This window comes from Xanthomarina maritima (assembly GCF_008084905.1).
Taxonomy (GTDB): domain Bacteria; phylum Bacteroidota; class Bacteroidia; order Flavobacteriales; family Flavobacteriaceae; genus Xanthomarina; species Xanthomarina maritima.
In genome coordinates, this window is sequence record NZ_VSFC01000012.1 from 318960 (window position 1) to 338298 (window position 19339).

Annotated in this window: 18 protein-coding genes; 7 read left to right on the forward strand and 11 right to left on the reverse strand. The window is 29.4% G+C overall.

Annotated elements, in window-relative coordinates; genetic code table 11:
* The first annotated feature begins 80 nt into the window (after nucleotides 1-80).
* Nucleotides 81-974, forward strand: coding sequence for a sterol desaturase family protein (locus tag FVF61_RS02985; protein ID WP_148453096.1), 894 nt, complete (start codon nucleotides 81-83; stop codon nucleotides 972-974).
* Nucleotides 971-1762 carry an SDR family oxidoreductase gene (locus FVF61_RS02990; protein ID WP_148453099.1) on the forward strand — a complete coding sequence of 264 codons (792 nt, stop codon included), beginning with the start codon at nucleotides 971-973 and terminating at the stop codon, nucleotides 1760-1762. The genes FVF61_RS02985 and FVF61_RS02990 overlap by 4 nt, the downstream gene beginning before the upstream one ends.
* Here the strand turns inward: FVF61_RS02990 and FVF61_RS02995 are convergent.
* The 8 genes from FVF61_RS02995 to FVF61_RS03030 all read right to left on the reverse strand — a co-directional run bounded on the left by FVF61_RS02995 (nucleotide 1755) and on the right by FVF61_RS03030 (nucleotide 9152).
* On the reverse strand, nucleotides 1755-2204 hold the full coding sequence (locus FVF61_RS02995; protein ID WP_148453102.1) for an SRPBCC family protein: 450 nt from the start codon (nucleotides 2202-2204) through the stop codon (nucleotides 1755-1757). The two genes, FVF61_RS02990 and FVF61_RS02995, sit on opposite strands and share 8 nt — an antisense overlap.
* A 10-nt stretch (nucleotides 2205-2214) precedes the next feature.
* Complete coding sequence (locus tag FVF61_RS03000) at nucleotides 2215-2892, reverse strand: metal-dependent hydrolase (RefSeq protein ID WP_148453105.1); 678 nt, start codon at nucleotides 2890-2892, stop codon at nucleotides 2215-2217.
* 192 nt (nucleotides 2893-3084) lie between these two features.
* Entirely contained in the window at nucleotides 3085-3990 is a 906-nt protein-coding gene (gene menA, locus FVF61_RS03005; protein WP_148453107.1) for a 1,4-dihydroxy-2-naphthoate octaprenyltransferase, read from the reverse strand.
* A 22-nt stretch (nucleotides 3991-4012) separates the two neighbouring features.
* Nucleotides 4013-4852 (reverse strand): 1,4-dihydroxy-2-naphthoyl-CoA synthase, encoded by an 840-nt coding sequence (locus FVF61_RS03010; protein ID WP_148453110.1) that lies wholly within the window; start codon nucleotides 4850-4852, stop codon nucleotides 4013-4015.
* A gap of 53 nt (nucleotides 4853-4905) precedes the next feature.
* Nucleotides 4906-5736: a CvfB family protein gene (locus FVF61_RS03015; protein ID WP_148453113.1), complete on the reverse strand. Its 831-nt coding sequence runs from the start codon at nucleotides 5734-5736 to the stop codon at nucleotides 4906-4908.
* A 58-nt stretch (nucleotides 5737-5794) separates the two neighbouring features.
* Nucleotides 5795-7555 (reverse strand): 2-succinyl-5-enolpyruvyl-6-hydroxy-3-cyclohexene-1-carboxylate synthase, encoded by a 1761-nt coding sequence (gene menD / locus FVF61_RS03020; protein WP_148453115.1) that lies wholly within the window; start codon nucleotides 7553-7555, stop codon nucleotides 5795-5797.
* Between the two features lie 50 nt (nucleotides 7556-7605).
* The gene (locus tag FVF61_RS03025) at nucleotides 7606-8727 is read right to left on the reverse strand and encodes a chorismate-binding protein (protein ID WP_148453118.1); all 1122 of its coding nucleotides are present in this window, start codon (nucleotides 8725-8727) and stop codon (nucleotides 7606-7608) included.
* Nucleotides 8727-9152 (reverse strand): PaaI family thioesterase, encoded by a 426-nt coding sequence (locus FVF61_RS03030; protein WP_148453121.1) that lies wholly within the window; start codon nucleotides 9150-9152, stop codon nucleotides 8727-8729. The genes FVF61_RS03025 and FVF61_RS03030 overlap by 1 nt, the downstream gene beginning before the upstream one ends.
* 41 nt (nucleotides 9153-9193) lie before the next feature.
* Between FVF61_RS03030 and FVF61_RS03035 the strand changes: the two genes are divergently transcribed.
* From FVF61_RS03035 to FVF61_RS03045, 3 genes are all read left to right on the forward strand, one after another.
* The gene (locus FVF61_RS03035) at nucleotides 9194-9829 is read left to right on the forward strand and encodes an alpha/beta hydrolase (RefSeq protein ID WP_148453124.1); all 636 of its coding nucleotides are present in this window, start codon (nucleotides 9194-9196) and stop codon (nucleotides 9827-9829) included.
* Nucleotides 9830-9834: 5 nt separating this feature from the next.
* Nucleotides 9835-10416, forward strand: a complete 582-nt coding sequence (locus tag FVF61_RS03040) for a GNAT family N-acetyltransferase (RefSeq protein WP_148453127.1) — start codon at nucleotides 9835-9837, stop codon at nucleotides 10414-10416.
* 127 nt (nucleotides 10417-10543) lie between these two features.
* Nucleotides 10544-12619, forward strand: coding sequence for a DUF3857 domain-containing transglutaminase family protein (locus FVF61_RS03045; protein WP_158635173.1), 2076 nt, complete (start codon nucleotides 10544-10546; stop codon nucleotides 12617-12619).
* Between the two features lie 25 nt (nucleotides 12620-12644).
* On the opposite strand, the gene FVF61_RS03050 is transcribed toward FVF61_RS03045, so the two are convergent.
* Nucleotides 12645-14180: a M28 family peptidase gene (locus FVF61_RS03050; protein ID WP_148453133.1), complete on the reverse strand. Its 1536-nt coding sequence runs from the start codon at nucleotides 14178-14180 to the stop codon at nucleotides 12645-12647.
* Between the two features lie 100 nt (nucleotides 14181-14280).
* Nucleotides 14281-15228 carry an NAD(P)H-dependent flavin oxidoreductase gene (locus tag FVF61_RS03055; RefSeq protein ID WP_148453136.1) on the reverse strand — a complete coding sequence of 316 codons (948 nt, stop codon included), beginning with the start codon at nucleotides 15226-15228 and terminating at the stop codon, nucleotides 14281-14283.
* Between the two features lie 358 nt (nucleotides 15229-15586).
* Here FVF61_RS03055 and FVF61_RS03060 point away from each other — a divergent pair, with 358 nt between their 5' ends.
* A complete protein-coding gene (locus tag FVF61_RS03060; protein ID WP_148453139.1) occupies nucleotides 15587-16111 on the forward strand; it encodes a hypothetical protein in 525 nt (174 codons plus the stop codon).
* 676 nt (nucleotides 16112-16787) lie between these two features.
* A complete protein-coding gene (locus tag FVF61_RS03065; RefSeq protein ID WP_148453142.1) occupies nucleotides 16788-18170 on the forward strand; it encodes a T9SS type A sorting domain-containing protein in 1383 nt (460 codons plus the stop codon).
* 87 nt (nucleotides 18171-18257) lie between these two features.
* Here FVF61_RS03065 and FVF61_RS03070 read toward each other — a convergent pair.
* The coding region (locus tag FVF61_RS03070; protein WP_158635174.1) for a T9SS type A sorting domain-containing protein at nucleotides 18258-19339 on the reverse strand (1082 nt) is incomplete at its 5' end.

Genomic DNA, 19339 nt, shown 5'->3' on the forward strand with positions numbered 1-19339 from the left:
TAATTCTATCAATAAAAAGTTGTGGAAAAAGTCTTTAATAAAAAAAAAGACTTATTTTTAAAAACCAAATTTCGTTGAAAATGCCAGATTTTCCAAATCTTATTCACTTTGCCATTCCTTTTTTTATAGTTTCCATGTTATTGGAATTATATATTACTAACAAACAACATATAAAATCTTACGAAGTTAAAGACGCCTTTACTTCTATTGCAATGGGTTTAGGTAATGTGTTTTTAGGCTTTTTAAGTAAAGGACTTGTTTTGTTAGCACTTTTTTATGTGTATGAAAATTTTAGATTTTTTACTATTCCAGTAACTTGGTGGAGTTTTGTTTTACTACTTTTTGCAGACGACATTTCATATTATTGGTTTCATAGAGTATCTCATGAATGTAGATTATTCTGGGCTTCTCATGTGGTACATCATTCTTCGAAACATTATAATTTAAGTACTGCTTTAAGACAGACATGGTCAGGTAGTTTTTATTCATTTATCTTTTGGTTATGGTTGCCTTTATTAGGTTTTCATCCTGCCATGATTTTATTACAAATGTCTATAAGCTTGTTATACCAATTTTGGATTCATACAGAAACTATTAACAAACTACCAAGATGGTTTGAAGCTGTAATGAATACACCTTCTCATCACAGAGTACATCATGGAAGTAATCCTATATATTTAGATAGAAATCACGCAGGAATTTTTATAATTTGGGATAAGCTATTTGGAACTTTTCAACCTGAGCTTAAAGACGAAAAAGTAGTTTATGGTTTAGTAACAAACATAAATACTTACAATCCTGTTAAAGTTGCATTTATTGAATGGTACTACATGTTTAAAGATACATTTTCTGGAAAAAAATCTTTTGGAAATAGATTAAAATATTTAATTAAACCTCCAGGCTGGAAACATGATGGTACTGGAAAAATTAGTGATGATTTACGAACCGATTGGTTGAAAAAGCATGAATTATGACCTTTAAAAACAAAGTCGTATGGATTACAGGAGCCTCTAGTGGAATTGGTAAAGGTTTAGCATTAGAACTGTCTAAATTAAATTGTAAACTTATACTTTCAGCTAGAAACACGCAAACCCTAATTGAGGTAAAAAATGCATGTGGGAATTCTGAAAACATTAAAATACTTCCATTCGATTTGGCTCATTATGCAAATATGAAACTTGTTGTAGAAGATGCATTAAAACTTTTTGGAAGAGTAGATATTTTAATAAATAATGGAGGAATAAGTCAGCGTTCACCAATTATTGAAACATCCATTGATGTAGATAAGAAACTAATGGAAATAGACTATTTAGGGACTATTGCTTTAAGCAAAGCGCTTTTACCTCATTTTGTTGCTAATCAAACTGGCCACTATGTTGTAGTTTCAAGTATTATGGGAAAATTTAGTTCACCATTACGTTCTGCTTATTGTGGAGCTAAACATGCTTTACATGGATTTTTTGATGCGTTACGTTTAGAACATGATAAAGACCAACTTAAAGTTACTATGATTTGTCCTGGATTTGTAAATACAGATGTTGCAAGAAATGCTTTAATTGCAGATGGTAGCAAACAAGGTTACCAAGATGAGATGACAGAAAATGGTTTGGATGTAGATGTATTTGTAAAACGTATGCTTAAAGCCATAAGAAAAGAAAAATATGAAGCTTATATTGGAAAATTTGAGGCTTTTGGCGTTTATATAAAACGCTTTTTTCCTAAACTACTTCATAAATTAGTCTTAAGAAGTAAAGTTAATTAGCCTCGTTTCTTTCTGCATAATTTTTAAAATTTACCAGCCATTTTTTTACTTGTTTTTTAAACATGCTAGGAAAAAGATATGCTAATGCTTTTGGAACAAAACCTCTAAATGCTGTATAATTTATTTCTGAAATATATTTCGTTGTATTATCATCTATGGATTCAAATCGGCAAAGCATGGTATTATCCATATGCTTATGGTGGTAATTTGCAAAAAAAGAATCTGGCAAGTTATTTTCAAGGATGGTTTCAGTTATAACCATTTGGTTTTTACCCATTTTATAAATCATTTTAGATTTAGCTTCATTATGTCCTTCTGTCCCTTCTAATAATTCTTTACTAATAAATCCATCTTGATATTCCTTTAAATACTTAGGATTAACAAACAACTCTGCTACTTTATCTTTTGGTTTGTAAATTTCAATGGTACAGGTAAATTTCATGTTTATAAAATTACAGCTCAATACTCTCTCCAATTTCTAAAAGCATTAAATCTTTATTTTTATCAAAGAATTTTCTTTTAGCTTCTTCATGATCAATTTCTATATAACCAAAAGTATCGAAATGATAGCCTAAAATCTTATCGCATTGAACAAAATCACTAGCCAAAATAGCATCATCTATTCCCATTGTAAAATTATCTCCAATAGGTAAAATAGCAAGATCTAATCTAATTTGAAGTGGAATAAGTTTCATATCCATAGTAAGTGCAGTATCTCCAGCAATATAAATATTCTTGTGTTCACCTTCAATTACAAAACCACCCGGTTGACCTCCATAACTACCATCTGAGAATGATGATGTATGAATGGCATTTACATATTTTACATTTCCAAATTCAAAATCCCAACTTCCACCATGATTCATTGGGTGACCTTCAAAGCCTTTATTTTGAAAATGAGTTACAACCTCGTAATTAGAAACTATAACAGCATCAGTTCTTTTAGCAATAGCATCAACATCTAAAATATGATCTTGATGCGCATGAGTTAGCAAAATATAATCTGCTTTTAAAGTATGAATATCAATGTGGGAAGCCTTCTCATTTGCCGAAATAAAAGGGTCTACCAGAATATGAACATCGTTAACCTCTATTCCTATACAAGCATGACCGTAAAAAGTAATTTTCATGTGAAATATTTTTAAACATTGGAATTTACAAAAAAACTCAAACAAATTACATGAATTCGCTTGAGTTTTTCAATCCCCAAATATGAAGCATTTGAGATGCTTCAATTATTGATAATAACCTACCAACAAGATAAATATATGACTTATTTGTTTGAAGTACAAGTGTTTAGATAACTTTAACAATTAAGATATTTATATCAAATGCCCAATAGCTAATAAAACACTAAGCAAAAATGTAGTTAATGCTATTTTTTTTAGCTCTGGATCTAATAACCTAGGTTCTTTGTTTTTATAAACTGTAACAAGATGTCTTAGTAAAGGAATATAAGCAATAAAATAAATAAGATTAAAAATAGAAGTGTAATATAGAATACCAAATAATACAGATAATACAATTGCTGAAATGATTAAAAAATAATGATAAATCTTTCCTTTTTCAAAACCCATTTTAACAACAAGTGTATTTTTATTTGCCTTCCTATCAGAATTTATATCACGTAAATTATTTAAGTTTAAAACAGCTACACTTAACAGTCCTAAAGTACAAGCTGGTAAAATTGTAATATGATCAATTTGTCTTGAAAATAAAATATATCCACCAACAACACTAACAAACCCAAAGAAGACAAATACAAAAACATCCCCAAGACCTTTGTAACCATAGGCATTATTTCCAATAGTATATTTTATAGCAGCATAAATAGATAGTAAGCCTAAGCCAAAAAATAACATGGCTAACCAAAAACTATTTCTTCCAAATGCAGCTAGAATTAAAAAAAATGCAAGACCAATAGAAATTAGAATATTAACTTTAATAGCTTCGTACATACTATCTGGTGAAATTTTACCACTTTGTAATGCACGTTCTGGTCCAACTCTATCAATACTGTCTGTACCTTTAATTCCATCACCATAATCATTAGCTATATTGGATAGTATTTGAAGACTTAAAGTCGTTAAAATAGCTAAAGCAAATACCAGCCAATTAAAAAAGCCATTGTATTCTGCAAGACTTCCTGCAATAATTATTCCTGATATAGATAAGGGCAATGTTCTTAATCTAAAAGCAGATAACCATGTTTCAAAATTTTTTGGCATAAATACGTTTTAAACTATAGATTTAAGGAATCCATTTTTTTGGAAAATTAGGCTTACGCTTTTCTAGAAAAGCATCACGACCTTCTTTAGCTTCTTCGGTCATGTAGGCTAACCGTGTAGCTTCACCAGCAAAAACTTGTTGACCAACCATGCCGTCGTCTGTTAAATTCATAGCAAATTTTAACATCTTAATAGAAGTAGGTGATTTTGCTAAAATTTCCTGAGCCCATTGATATGCAGTTTCTTCAAGAGCGCCATGAGGAATAACTGCATTAACCATACCCATTTCGAAAGCTTCTTGAGCTGTATAATTTCTTCCTAAGAAAAAGATTTCACGAGCTTTTTTCTGTCCAACCATTTTAGCTAAGTAAGCCGAACCATAACCACCATCAAAACTGGTAACATCAGCATCTGTTTGCTTAAAAATAGCATGTTCTTTACTGGCAAGCGTTAAGTCGCAAACCACATGTAAACTATGGCCTCCACCAACAGCCCAACCAGGAACTACAGCAATAACTGCTTTTGGCATAAACCTGATAAGACGTTGAACTTCCAGAATATTTAATCTATGGTAACCATCATCTCCAACATACCCTTGATGACCTCTAGCTTTTTGGTCTCCTCCAGAACAAAACGAATAAACACCATCTTTTGTTGAAGGTCCTTCAGCAGAAAGTAATACTACTCCAATGTTTACATCTTCGCCAGCATCATAAAAAGCATCGTATAATTCTTTGGTTGTTTTTGGTCTAAAAGCATTTCTAACATTTGGCCTGTTAAAGGCTATTCTAGCTACTCCATCACATTTTTTATAGGTAATGTCTTCGTATTCTTTAGCCGTTTTCCAGTTTATTTCACTCATATACATTTTCCTTTAATAGGATATTTAGTTTTTCAATTTAAAAAATAAATCTACTAAATTAAATATATTCCATCTTCTTTAATTTCAATTAATTTTTGCTTGTATAAAGTACCAACAGCTTTCTTAAAGCTCTTTTTACTCATTTGAAGAATGGTTTTAATATCTTCAGGATCAGACTTATCAGTCAGGTTTAAATAGCCTCTATTATCACGTAATTCAACCATTATAGCATCTGCATTTGGTTCAATATTTCTATAACCTATTTGTCCTAAAACAATATCAATTTTATTATCTGGTCTTATTTTCTTGACATATCCTTTTAAACGATCTCCTACACTAAGATCTTGAAAGATTTCGTCTTTAAAAATAAGGCCTAAATGTTTTTTATTAATTATTACATTCATACCAATATCTGAAGGATGAGATACAATTAAATCTACTTTATCAAAGGGATTAATAGTAAGTTCTTTATTATCTAAAAACTGATTGGTTTTGCTGGAAGCTACTAATCTATTGCTTTTTTCATCTAAAAAACAATACACAAAATACCAGCCTCCTTTTTTCATTTTAAATGCTTGTTCTCTAAATGGGCAGAATAATTCTTTGACCATTCCCCAATCTAAAAAAGCACCATGTTCTGTTACAGCATTGCATCTTAAAAGAGCAAAATCTCCTTTTTTAATATAAGGTTTGTCTGTAACTGCTACTAAACGTTCTTCGTTATCTAAATAAACAAAGACTTCTATTTTTTCCCATATTTGAAAAGTTTCTGGAACATATCTATTTGGTAATAACACTTCATTTCCTTCATCATCTGCTAAATATAAGCCTTGTTCCGATTCGCGAAGTATTTCTAAAGTATTGTATTCTCCTAGATGTATCATGCTACAAAGGTAGTAATATTAGTTTTGAGATGTAAAAAATAAAATGACAGATTTAGATTTACTTTATAAACTTAAAATAATCCAACAACACCTGATCGTTAAGAGTTCTAGGTGTGAATATTTCCAACAATTTAGGTTGATTAGATTCTGTGTAAAGAGTTTTCAATTGTGCTTTCAATTGTCTTTCGTTAGTTGCTGTAGCATAATCAAAATCGAACATTTTGCATAAATGTTTTGCATCTAAATTATGTGTGGTTTCAAAAAATGTTTCAAATTTTTTGCTGTTTTTACTTCCTGGAAGAATTCTAAAAATACCTCCTCCTTGATTATTGATAAGGATGATTCTAAAATTATTTGGAATGAAATTATTCCACAACGCATTACTATCGTAAAAGAAACTTAAATCACCTGTAATTAGTGTGGTTTGTTTTTTACTAGCTTTGGCACAACCAATAGCTGTACTGGTACTACCATCGATTCCACTTGTACCACGATTACAAAAAACTTGTATGGTTTTCTTTAAGTCGAATAATTGCGCATATCTAACAGCTGAGCTATTTCCTAATTGTAAAATACCTTGTTCTGGTAAGGCTTTTAAAACCGAATCGAAAACTTTAAAATCTGAAAAAGGTATTTCAGCTAAATATTCTTGATGTTTTTCGTTTCTAGCTACTTTTACATCACTCCAATGTGGTTTATAATCGCTTTTTACAAAATGAGTTAATTTTGGTAACAACGAATTAAAAAATTGATTTGGAGTGGCTTCAATATGTTTATCTAAACAGAAAAAAGTATCGTTAGCATTTTTTTTATCAATATGCCAATGGTGTTTAGGTTGAAACTTTCTTAGAAATCCTTTTATCTTTTTTGATACGACTAAACCTCCAAAAGTCACTAAAACATCTGGTTGTAATTGCTCAAATTCTTCATCTGTCAATGGAGCAATCATTTTATCTATACTATTAAAAAAGTGCTTATTATGAACATTAGAAGTGGTTTCTGTAAAAACAATAACACTATTATCTTTAGCTAATTCGTCTAATATATGCTGATCAATTTTATTTGGTGGATTAGCTCCAATTAAAATCATTTTTTTAGAATAGCTGTTCCAATCATCATAACATTCCTGAATAAAGAAATCGTCAATTTTCTTTTTTCTAACTTCAATATCAATGACTTTAGGTTTTACTTCAAGTTTATCTGTGGTCTCATATAAAGGTTCTTCAAAAGGAATATTGATATGTACTGGTCCATTTAGCGAAATAGACTTATTTAAAGCTGTATTAATTTTAGTTTCATTTTCTTCGTCTAGTTCCTGCTTTACACCTAAAATACGTTCCAATTTATTTTCAATGGATTTAATAATAGCAGGCTCTCCTTCGTTTGTGCTTTTTGGTCCAGATTCATAATTTAACTTCAAATTAGCCGAATTAAGTATATGATTTGCAAACACATCTTTCTGATTTATGGTTTGTCCATCACCAATTCCAATTAAATATCTAGGTCTATCGGCAGAAAGAACTACCAAAGGAATATCGCTATAAAAAGCTTCTGCAATGGCAGGATAATAATTAAGAAGTGCAGAGCCAGAGGTGCAAACAAGAGCTACTGAACTTTCAATTTGTTGCGCTATACCTAGTGCAAAAAAACCAGCACAACGTTCGTCTACAATGCTATAGCATGTAAAAAAAGGATCATTAGTGAAACCAATGGTTAAAGGTGCATTTCTACTTCCAGGAGAAATAACAATGTGTTTAATATTTTTGGCTTTACATAACTGAATAACAGTTTGAGCTAGAGGGTTTTTTGGATATAGCATTTAAGAAAAAATCTAGCTGTAAATGTAGTAAATAGCTTTACGAAATAAAATTATTGCAAAACCTTTTTCATGACTTCTGCTTTTACAACTGTTTCTTGCCATTCTGCTTCTGGAATAGAATCTTTTGTTATTCCTCCACCAACATAAATAAGAGCTTTTTTTTCAATAATTTGCATGCATCGAAGGTTTACAAATAAATTAGATATGTGTTTTACTGAAGCATAAGCATTGTTTTCAACATTACGTCTGTTTGTATTTCTAGTAGTTTTTTCTTGAAAATTTAATTCGCCTAAAAAGCCAGTGTAATATTCTCTATTATAATTTTCATTGTTTATTATAAATTGCTTCGTACTTTCTTTTGGTAAGCCACAAACAGCTGGAGTTGGATGAAGTACTTTAATTACTTGTTTTAAGTTTAAAAGATTAAGGTCTAAAATTCCTTTAATGGTTGTTTTTAAATGAAGAACGTTTCCTGCTTTAATTGTTTCAATATTAGAAATTGTTAAGTTTTTAACTGAAGTTTTTAAACTATCAACAATAAAATCTGTTACAAATTGTTGCTCTTCTTTTTCTTTGTCTTGCCAATTTACATCTAGTGTTCCTTCAAATTTTTGTGTTCCAGCTAAAGCCATCGTTTTAAATCGTGAACCTTCTATTTTAATTAAGGTTTCTGGTGTTGCTCCAAGCCATAAGCCTATCTTTGGATGATACCAACAATACACAAAGGCTGTTGGGTATTTCTGTAATAGTTTTTTAAAAACATTTATACAATCTATTTCTGTAAGTTTTATTTTTTCGCATCTTGATAAGACTACTTTCTGAAATTGTTTTTCTTTTATTCCATCAATCCCTTTTTGAACTAATTCAATATGTTTTTCTTTATTTTTAATTTTATCATCACTCTCTAAATAAGATGTCTCGACAACGCTCGACATGACAAAGTCTTCTTGTAATAAACTAGAAATATTTAAAGGAATTAAAACAACTTCTTTATTAGTATCAAAAGGAGCAAAAACAAAACCTTTTTCAGAATAATCTTTAACAATATGAACTTCGTCTGTATTTTGAAGCAAAACTTTAACCAAAGTGTCATTTGGTTTTCTATAAACTACAAAGGGTAGTTTATTGTTTAATTGTTGTTGAATTTGATTAAAAAAATTTTCAGAAATCATTATTTCCTTTTTGGAAGCGAAATGGTTGAAAGTTTACATACAGATATTAGATTATTACTTTCATCAGTTACTCTAATATCCAATAATTGAGTTGTTCTTCCTTTATGTAAAAAAGTAGCTTTTGCATACACATAACCACCTGTCACACTTTTTAAATGATTTGCAGAAATTTCTATTCCTCTAACAAAGTATTTGTCTAAATCTGTAAAAACATGAGCAGCAAAACTTCCTATACTTTCAGCTAAAGCTGCCGTAGCTCCTCCATGCAACACTCCATCTGGTTGATGAACTCTATAATTTACAGGCATTCTTGCAATTAAGAAATCGTCGCCACAATCTGTTATTTCTATTTCTAGTGTTTCCATCAATGTGTTTTTACTAATTGAATTTAATTCAGCTAACAGGTCTTTTTTAGATAATTGCATAGAAATACTGTATTTTTAAAATCGAAATGTAAAAGTACAAAATGAATTTAGAAGAAAAAGAAATATCATACACAACTACCAATAGTTATTCCACTTTAAATATTTTAACTCCTAAAACCAAAAATATCTGGTTTGTTTGTCATGGTATGGGTTATTTAAGTCGCTATTTTTTAAGATATTTTAATGGTTTAAATGCAGATGAAAACTACATTATTGCACCTCAAGCACAAAGTAAATATTACATTCCACCAAAATTCAAACATGTTGGTTCAAGCTGGCTAACTAAAGAAAACACCCTTAAAGAAACCGATAATGTCATGCGATATTTTGATGCTGTGTTTGAAACCGAACAAATACCAACTAATAAAAATTTAATTGTCTTAGGCTATTCTCAAGGAGTTAGCGTTGCTATGAGATATATTGCCAAAAGAAAATTGCAAATCTCGCAATTAATAATTCATTCTGGAGGGATTCCTAAAGAATTAACATCAGAAGATTTCAATTTTATGAATGCAAAAGTTACAATGATTTATGGTACTAAAGACGAATATTTAAATGAAGAACGCATTAATCTTGAAACTAAAAGAGCTAAAGAATTATTTGGAAATAACTTAAGTATCATTCCCTTTGATGGTAAACATATAGTCAATAAGGAACTTATAAATAATTTAGTATAATTAATATGAATATACAACAGCTTGAAAATAGCCAAGTAAAGCTCACTTTATTAGATTTGAGTAATTATAAACACCTTGAAAACATTGCTTTTCAAAACGATTTAATATATTATTCTCCTAGTGATATTTCTACTCCTGAAGCACTAAAAGAATATGTACAAACTGCTGTAGATGGTTATTATCTAAAAACAGCTATGCCTTTTATTATTTTCGATAAAACCAAACAAGCTTATGCAGGAAGTACTAGATTTGGACTAATAAATTGGAATAATAAAGTATTGCATATAGGTTGGACATGGTTAGGCAAAGAATTTCATGGTTCAGGATTGAATAAACATATAAAATTTTTAATGCTTCAATTTGCTTTTGAAGTTTTAGAATTTGAAAAAGTAGAATTCAGAATAGATGAAAGAAATATGCGTTCTAGAAAAGCTGTTGAAAAAATTGGAGCAACACTAGAAGGTATTTTAAGAAAAGACACGTTAATGCAAGATGGGTATAGACGCAATACATGTTGCTATGGTATTTTAAAAGAAGAATGGCCTGAAATTAAAGATAGCATATTTGCTAATATCCAAAACTTATAAATTAGCTGCCATGAGAAATTACAAACTAATTAAATTACTATATTATTTACATTTTACTTCAAAATCAAATCCATGATTGTCTATAACCAATAAAATTATATTTTTACAGGAATTAATACCACAAATTTTGAAAAAACTAACCTACCTATTATTATATTTCATTTTAGTATGCTTTAGTGTAAACTGTCAAACCCAAGTAATAATAAAAGAAAAGTCTTCTTGGATAAACAACGAATCATTTGAAGTAAATCCTAATGTTAATTTAGATGATATTTCTCAAGGCAATTTGCTATTACTTGCAGATTATCAAGTTCATATTCCCAAACAAGAATCTTTCTATAGGTTTGTTACAAAAATAACTGATAATGTTGGAGTTCAAACTGCTTCAAGCATAAATGTATCTTACGACCCATTATATCAAGAATTAATTTTTCACGAAATAAATATTATCAGAGATGGAAAGATTATTAATAAATTAGACGCAGACTATTTTCAAGTAATAAGAAGGGAACTAAATGCAGAAAATCATTTATATGATGGATCTTTATCTGCAATGATTAATCTTTCAGACGTTAGAACAAACGATATCATTGACTGTAATTATACCATAATAGGTTTTAATCCTATCCACAATAATAAATATGGTAATATTTTTTATTTAAACGATGTAGTTCCAGTAGGTAAAGTACATGTAGGATTATTAACTAATAATCAATTAAATTATAAAATAATTAATACAGATTTACAACCTAAAATCACTAATAAATCAGCGCTAAATTATTATGAATGGACTGTAACTACGCCTGAGAAATTTGATTTTGAAGATAACATTCCTGCATGGAAATTTACTCATCCTACAGTAATAATTAGTGATTATAAAAATTGGTCTGATGTTGTAAATTGGGGAGTTGAAACATTTAAAATTGAAGTTCCTCTAGATAATAATCTACTTTCTGAAATAAACGAGATAGACAAAAAAAACAACTCTCAAGGTGAAAAAATAAAAGCAGTTTTAGATTTTGTTCAAAATGATGTTAGGTATTTAGGTTATGAATTAGGTATTGGTAGCTACAAACCAAACAGTCCTAATAAAGTATTTAATCAAAGATATGGTGACTGCAAAGATAAAAGTTTACTAATGGTTGCCATGTTAAACCAACTAGACATTGAAGCATATCCTATGCTTGTTCATACAAACTTAAAACACAGTATCAACCAATTACTTCCATCTCCAATCTTTTTTGATCATTGTGTTGTAAAAGTAATTGATCCTGCTGAAAACACGTTTTATTACGATCCAACACTCACTAACCAAGGTGGAACACATCAAAATACCCATTTCCCAAATTATGAATATGGGCTTGTATTAAAACCAAATACAACTGAATTTGACAGTATAACTTCTACTTCATCAAATAAAGTTATTACAGAAGAAGAATATATTATTGAAGACAATTATAAAGGTGCTACTTTAAATATAGTAACAACATACACAGAAGTAGAAGCAGATTTTATGCGAAATTATTTTAAAAATAATGGTATAAATACTATTGCTAAAGAAAATGAGAATTTTTATTCAACTTACTATTATAATATTAAATCTCTAAAAGAACCAGAATTTACTGATAATATAATTAAAAATGAGTTAACTGTTTTTGAAAAATATAAAATTGACAGTATTTGGACTCCTATGAGATTTAAAGAAGACCATATTGCTGCTACTTTTACTCCAACCAGTTTGTTAAATCTTCTTTATATTCCAACTAAAGAGATTAGAAATAATGAAATAAACCTACCATATCCTGTTGCTAGACAACATAATTTTAAAATTAAACTTCCCAAAAAATGGAATATTCAAAACATGAATGATATTGTAAATTCAGAGAGTTTTTATTATGATTGGGATGTAAAATACAATAGAAAAAAAAATGAAATTGATGTAACTCACTTTATTAAAATACAGAATAGTTATATTAAGCCCAATGACTTTAAACAATACCAAGCAGATATAAATCAAGTTGATAAATCCTTTGGCTTTACTTTATATGTGCCTAAATCAGAAATTGGAATAGCCTCTTCAAATAAAAATCTAAATTTAAGCTTTGTTGTTATAAGCTTATTTAAAATTGGTATTTATGTTTTAATATTTATTGTTCTAATACTTGCACTAATTTGGATTATCAAAAAGTATAAAAATTCTTAGTTCAATTTTGTGAACTATTAATAATTTATAGTTTTCTTGGCACTTTTTCTTCCATCTCTGAAAGCGAATAAATAGTCCAAGCCATAATTACGGCATTTTTAATTACATCTTGTTCAGGCACATACTCCAATAAGTCTAATTGTGTATGGTGAGTTACGGAATTATATTCTAATGGGTCTTGAATAAATTGAAACGCCGGAATATTATAGAAATCAAACGTTTCATGATCTGTAGATAAGGTGTTTTCAATAGTTAATACACCTTCCGTTATTTCTGATATTGGAGAAAAAATGACTTTAAAAATAGGTTTTGCCAATGGATTATTTTGAAGATACATTCCTCTAATTGCTCCTGCTCCATTATCTAAATTTAAATAAGCTGTTACATTCTTTGAAGCCTCATTTGGTTCTTCATCAAATTCACCAAAATGGTTTCTCCCATAAGAAACCGAACCTAAAAAGGCTTGTTCCTCTCCTCCCCAAAGCCCTATCTTAATGGTTCTTTTAGGTTTGTAATCTATCGCTTTAAGGATTCTTAATGCTTCTACTAAAACAATAGAACTTGCTCCATTGTCAGTCGCTCCAGTACCAGAATGCCAAGAATCGAAATGTGCACCAACTAAAACTGTTTCAGATTTTAATTTTTCATCTGTTCCTGTTAATTCAGCAATAATATTAACGTTATTTTCTGGGTTAGAATAAAAAAATGTTTCTAGATTCAATCTTACTTTAGGGATAATATTCATCTCTATCATTCTAGCCATTCTGCCAAAATGTTCAGGCATAATAGTTAAAAATGGCAATGATTTAAAATGATTGTTTTTATAAAAGTAAGTTCCGTCTGGATGCAATACTCCTAAATACATAGATCGAGATTTTAAAACTGCTAATGCTCCTTGTTCTTCAACAAATCTTAGAAAATCTTCTTCCTTGATATCGTCTGTCTCCCAAGATTTTAATAATTCTGGCAAAGGCATTTGCTTTACTGTTGCAGAATCCTGATTTGCCATTTTTTCTAATTTGGCTTTAGAATACCTTTCAAAAATGGTATCTGTCAACGATTTTCTACGTGGTACATTTCCCAATAAAATAATTTTATCTTTTAACTTTCCTGAATATTGAAGCTTTAAAGAATCCATATCCTTAAAACTTTTAATATGTATTACATCACCAGAAACAATACCATTAGAGCTTTTGGTCATTACAAAAGGGTAAGCCTCAATATGCATGTAATTAGGAGAAATCATTTCTATATTAAAACTCTTAATACTCCAGCCTCTACAATCATCGCAATAAGATTCAAAATGAACGTTTTGTAACCCTATAGATTTCATTTCTTGTGACATCCAAGTTGCGGCAGCCAAATATTCGTTTGAACCTGTAAGACGTTGTCCATAAATGTCTGTTAACTGACTTAACATAGACATTGCCTGAGAATTATTAAAACCTTCGTTTTTAATTTTCTCAAGCATGACATCAGCATCTGCAGTATCTGACTGAGAATAACTGTTAAATAAGTTCGCAACTAAGAATAAGAAGAAAAGTGAAGCTTTTAATTTCATGATTTTGATTTAAAAAAATAAATCCGAAGTTAATGAACTAAAATTGATAGTAACCACTTTTATATAAAATTATTTGTATTGAAATGTAAAATAATAAGTGTTAATGTGTTAATGTCTTTATAATTTGCTTTGTTGGCAATATAGCATTGGTATACTCTATACTTGGACCAGCAACCCAAACAGTTTTATAAGTAGCTTGTGTAGCAGCTTTAGTTGCTGCATTCATACCAATAGTAAAACGAATCATTTTCACCCACTTTTTAAGCTTCTTGTTTTTATTTAAAACAGATTCTAACCAAGTTTGTTTGGTGCCAATTTTTTGCACATATGGCGTATTAATTACCGTACATGGGGTTCCAGAAATACGCTCAGTCATAATAATATCTTTGGCTCCATAATCCACACAAGCTTGTTTGTATTCTTCTGTAACTCCTGCTTCTATTGAAGCGATAAAAGGACTTCCTACTGAAACTCCAGCAGCACCATAACTTAACATGTTATCTACATCTGCTTTACAGCCAACACCACCAGCAGAAATAACAGGAATAGAAATATTTTCTGTTAGAAGGTGTATTAACTCTTTTGGGGAAAAATGACCTCTATGTCCACCTGCTTGGTTATTTACTGCAATAGCAGCATCTGCTCCTAAACTTTCTACTTTTTTAGCAAACTTTAAATCGGTAACATCACAAAAAACTTTAATACCTACAGCATGAGCTTGATTTATCGTTTCTTCAGGGCTTCCTAAAGATGTAATAATAAAATCGCATCCTTCTTCACATAAAACACGAAGTTGTTCTTTGTATTTGATATTAGATTTATTTACAATTAAGTTATAACCAAAAGAACCTCCTTCAACTTTTGCTGCTTTTAACTCTTTTATAGATGCTCTTAATTCATCTAATGTTCTATAATTTAATGCTGGAATGCAACCTGCAATTCCTCCTTTCATTGCTTCAACAACCATAGAAGTATTAGAAACCAAGAACATTGGAGCTTGAATTATTGGATGAGTAATATTTAAAAGTTCGGTTAGTTTGGTTCTCATATAAATTTAGGATTTAAAAATAGAAGTATTAAATGATTAACAAATATACTAAAAATAGTATGCATGCATAATAGTTGATGAAGAACTATTTAAAATTGCTTAAATGAAAATTCTTAATTAAATACTAAAATCCTTCTTTAGTCTTAATTTATTCTAAATATTATCATAAATGATTCTTAATGAAACACCTACATAAGATATTTTAAAGTAAGTTTAAGTATAATTTTAAATGATTAATTAAACTAACATCTTTTTCATCAATCAAAAATCGAAATAGGTATAAGCCGTCTAGTTATTAAATCAAAACCATCTTTAAGATTAGAATTTTTAACATGTAACCTTTAAATTTTCTAATATTATGAAAACAGTTTTTTTTGGCTTATTATTTTTAGGTTTCGCCAACCTAAGTTTCTCTCAATCAAATCAAGAGATAGAAGAAGTGAAATTAGCAGACGTGGTTATTTCTCCACTAAACCTAAGTTATTTAAATGCTGTTCAAGAAAAGAACACTCCAGAATCAGTAAGACATCTAGAAAACAAAGCTGCTAGATTTGATATTACCGAATCACCTGTCTTTGACAATCAATTTGAAGCCTATGAAGTTATTTTCAAAGAAGCATCAAAGAATGGTGGACAAATAATTGCTACTTATAATAGTGAAGGTAAAATATTAAAATCTTTCGAAAAGTTTAACGATGTTACTTTACCTCCATCCGTAAGAAATGCCGTTTATAAAGAATATCCAGGATGGACTATACACAGTGACACGTATTTAGTTTCCTATTATATTAATAAGGATACTAAAAAAGTGTATAAATTAAAAATTAAAAAAGATGATGAAAAGAAGACTTTAAAAATTGATGTAGATGGTAAATTAATTTAATTTTCTTCTTTCAATAAAAAAGCGCAACTATAATAGTTGCGCTTTTTTTATTTTAATATTCCTAAATGTATTAGAAATGTCTATTTATTTCACTTCTTCTAATACTACGTCTTCTATATCGCTACCTTCTGCTTGTTCATTCTGACTTGCGTATAGTCCTGTTTCTGTTCCACCTTGTTTAATTTCAACCTGTGCTTTATACATTTTTACGCTAGCTACTTTACAAGATTCATTTATTTTATTTAAAGCTGGTTCGATTGCAAGATCTTTAGTTTCGAAAGCTGTTTTTAATTCTGTTAGTGCTATTTCAATTGGTTTCTTTTTATCATCTAATATTCTAAATCTATTTTTTTAAAAATATATAAACAAGAGATCTTAAATTTAAAATAATTTGAATGAATCATCAATTTCATTTTTAATATTTGTTTAATATTTAAATATTCGGTTAAATTAATTATCATGTTTTTAATTGCTGGAAAAATTATTTAATATAACTACAATTTTGATTTAAAACTTCAATTAAAAATTCAATTTTTTAGCAAATTTAAGTAAGAATTATCGTAAATAAGTAAGAATCAAACTACTAAATCTAGTGTTTTTAACGATTAAATGCTTTTTTTTACGTTGTAATGAATAAAAATATATATGTTTGGAGCAACATTAAACTATTTAAATTATGAAAAATATTTTACTTTTAATCGTATGTGCCTTGAGCTTTAATTTTTTGTTAGCCCAAGCTCCTTTTGGTTCAAAACAAAGCATTTCAACAACTACTGGAAATTTTCCTAAGTTTATTGAATCTAGTAATTTAGATAATGACACTTTCATTGATATAGTTATTGGAACAAATCTTGGAGGTACTATAGAGTGGTATAAAAACAATGGAAATCAAACGTTTACACTACAAGCATTAATTTCATCCACACTAACAAATGTTAATGGCCTAACAATAGCGGATTTAGATAATGATCAGGATAATGATATTATTGCCACATCAGAATCAATGAATAAAATAGTTTGGTTTGAAAATGATGGGAATGGCAATTTTGGAGCAGAACAACTTATTGATAATGGGCTTCAAAGGGCTGGAACAGTTAAGGCTGGTGATATTGATGGTGATAATAATATAGATCTGGCTGTTGTTGCTTATGAATCAAATATTGTAGTATGGTATTCAAACGATGGATATGGTAATTTTGGTACAGCTCAAACAATTAGTAATATAAGTAATTCTGGGCCTAGAGATTTAGATCTTGCAGACTATGATTTAGATGGTGATTTAGATATTGTTGTTGGTTATGGTAGAATTTACAGTGTTAAATTATTCAATAATAACTTAACCCAACAAGGAAGTCCTACTTTTACTGTAGAATCCAATAATGTGGTTTCAGGCAATTATTATATAAATGATGTTTCATTTGGAGATGTTGATAATGATGGTGATTTAGAAATATTGAAAGTAGATTTATTAACAAATACTGCATATTATGATAAACAATCTGATGGGACTTTTACAGAAACTGTATTTACAACTTCTGATGTATATCCAGCAACTGCCATGGTATCAGATTTAGATGACAACTCAGTAAACGACGTTACTATAGGTTATTCAAGTACAAATCCAACAGATAAAATGACTTGGTATTTAGATTCTAATCCAACTAATGAAAATATAATTGATAATTCACAAAATGATATCTTTAGTTTTACCATAAATGATTTTGATAATGATGGAGATTTAGATATGGCTAGTATCTCCTCAAACGAAAATCATTTAAATTGGTTTGAAAATACCACTTACACTTTCACTTTATCTAATACAGAATTTAATACACAAGATATATCCATTTATCCTAACCCAACTTCTGATAAAATAAACATAAAATTAAATTCTTCAGAAAATCATAGTGTATATATTTATAACATTCTTGGTAAAAAAGTAATGGATCAAAATTTAAATGGAACTAATAGTTCTATTGATGTTTCAAATTTATCAAATGGTATTTATTTATTATCATTCAAAAACACAAATTCAACATTCAAGTTTGTCAAACAATAGTTAGAAAAATTAAACTATAAAACATTAAAATTAATAAAGCCCAACTAATTAAAGTTGGGCTTTATTATTTTACGTTAATTTAATAATCTATTTCTGAGGACTTGAAGATACAATCTTCTTAACTACAGTTGTCTTATTAGTAGTTAATCTCACAAAGAATATCTGATTGTCAGTATTTGACATATCTATTTTACTTACAGCTTCAGATCCTTTAACATACCCTGAATTTTTGACCTTTTGAACTAATGATCCTTTAATATCAAATACTTCAATGGTAACATCAGTTTCATAATCTATTACATAAGATATGTTAACTTCTTGATCAAATGGAACTGGATAAGCTTTAAAGCTACTAATATTTATAGCGTTAATAGGAGTATTTGAATCGCTACAATTAAAGCTTCCTACAAAATCAGATCCTCCATTGTCATCAGAACAAACATCTTCCTCACTTGGGCTACACATACAAACTATTTCACAAGTAACAGCATGAGCAATAACATAGATTCCTTTAGAATTGTCCCTTAATAAATTATCTATAACTACAGTATAATTTTGAACATTTCCAGAAAAAGATGGATTGAATGGATACTGTCCTGGAGCTACTGTATTTCTTCCACGTTTTTTCGGATATGGATCACAGCCAGCGTAAACATGTGCTTCACTCATAACATAACCTTCATTAATATTATAAGTAACTAACACTTCAGATTCGCTATAGTTTACAGTTACTGTACCTACTAATGCTCCTCTATTTGTATCACAATGTGCAGCACCAGCCCAAAGATCCATAGTATATTCACCAAAGTCTGGTAAATAATTTGTCCAACCCCAACGACTAAAGTTTGGTATAAAACATTGATCTCCTTCATCAGCTTTTGCAAATGCTGTTTCACAATTACCTATTATATCCTTCTCACGAATTACTGAACAGGTTTGTGTACCCAAGTTTCCACAATCGTCATATACTTCAAAGTCATAATATCCAATATCAGAACATCCATCTTCAGATTGTACAATTCTAGTTGGTCCATTAAGTGTTAATGTGCCTCCAACAGAACAATTATCAGTCCAAGTAGCAGTCAAGGAAGGGAATTCACCATTACATAAACTTGGTGTTACTGGACATACAATCTCTGGATTCGTCATATCGTACTCTCTAGATACGC

Excerpts from the sequence above, each read along its gene's own strand:
- FVF61_RS02985 (WP_148453096.1), top strand. The coding sequence starts at position 81 with ATGCCAGATTTTCCAAATCTTATTCACTTTGCCATTCCTTTTTTTATA.
- FVF61_RS02990 (WP_148453099.1), top strand. The coding sequence starts at position 971 with ATGACCTTTAAAAACAAAGTCGTATGGATTACAGGAGCCTCTAGTGGA.
- FVF61_RS02995 (WP_148453102.1), bottom strand. The coding sequence starts at position 2,204 with ATGAAATTTACCTGTACCATTGAAATTTACAAACCAAAAGATAAAGTA.
- FVF61_RS03000 (WP_148453105.1), bottom strand. The coding sequence starts at position 2,892 with ATGAAAATTACTTTTTACGGTCATGCTTGTATAGGAATAGAGGTTAAC.
- menA (WP_148453107.1), bottom strand. The coding sequence starts at position 3,990 with ATGCCAAAAAATTTTGAAACATGGTTATCTGCTTTTAGATTAAGAACA.
- FVF61_RS03010 (WP_148453110.1), bottom strand. The coding sequence starts at position 4,852 with ATGAGTGAAATAAACTGGAAAACGGCTAAAGAATACGAAGACATTACC.
- FVF61_RS03015 (WP_148453113.1), bottom strand. The coding sequence starts at position 5,736 with ATGATACATCTAGGAGAATACAATACTTTAGAAATACTTCGCGAATCG.
- menD (WP_148453115.1), bottom strand. The coding sequence starts at position 7,555 with ATGCTATATCCAAAAAACCCTCTAGCTCAAACTGTTATTCAGTTATGT.
- FVF61_RS03025 (WP_148453118.1), bottom strand. The coding sequence starts at position 8,727 with ATGATTTCTGAAAATTTTTTTAATCAAATTCAACAACAATTAAACAAT.
- FVF61_RS03030 (WP_148453121.1), bottom strand. The coding sequence starts at position 9,152 with ATGCAATTATCTAAAAAAGACCTGTTAGCTGAATTAAATTCAATTAGT.
- FVF61_RS03035 (WP_148453124.1), top strand. The coding sequence starts at position 9,194 with ATGAATTTAGAAGAAAAAGAAATATCATACACAACTACCAATAGTTAT.
- FVF61_RS03040 (WP_148453127.1), top strand. The coding sequence starts at position 9,835 with ATGAATATACAACAGCTTGAAAATAGCCAAGTAAAGCTCACTTTATTA.
- FVF61_RS03050 (WP_148453133.1), bottom strand. The coding sequence starts at position 14,180 with ATGAAATTAAAAGCTTCACTTTTCTTCTTATTCTTAGTTGCGAACTTA.
- FVF61_RS03055 (WP_148453136.1), bottom strand. The coding sequence starts at position 15,228 with ATGAGAACCAAACTAACCGAACTTTTAAATATTACTCATCCAATAATT.
- FVF61_RS03060 (WP_148453139.1), top strand. The coding sequence starts at position 15,587 with ATGAAAACAGTTTTTTTTGGCTTATTATTTTTAGGTTTCGCCAACCTA.
- FVF61_RS03065 (WP_148453142.1), top strand. The coding sequence starts at position 16,788 with ATGAAAAATATTTTACTTTTAATCGTATGTGCCTTGAGCTTTAATTTT.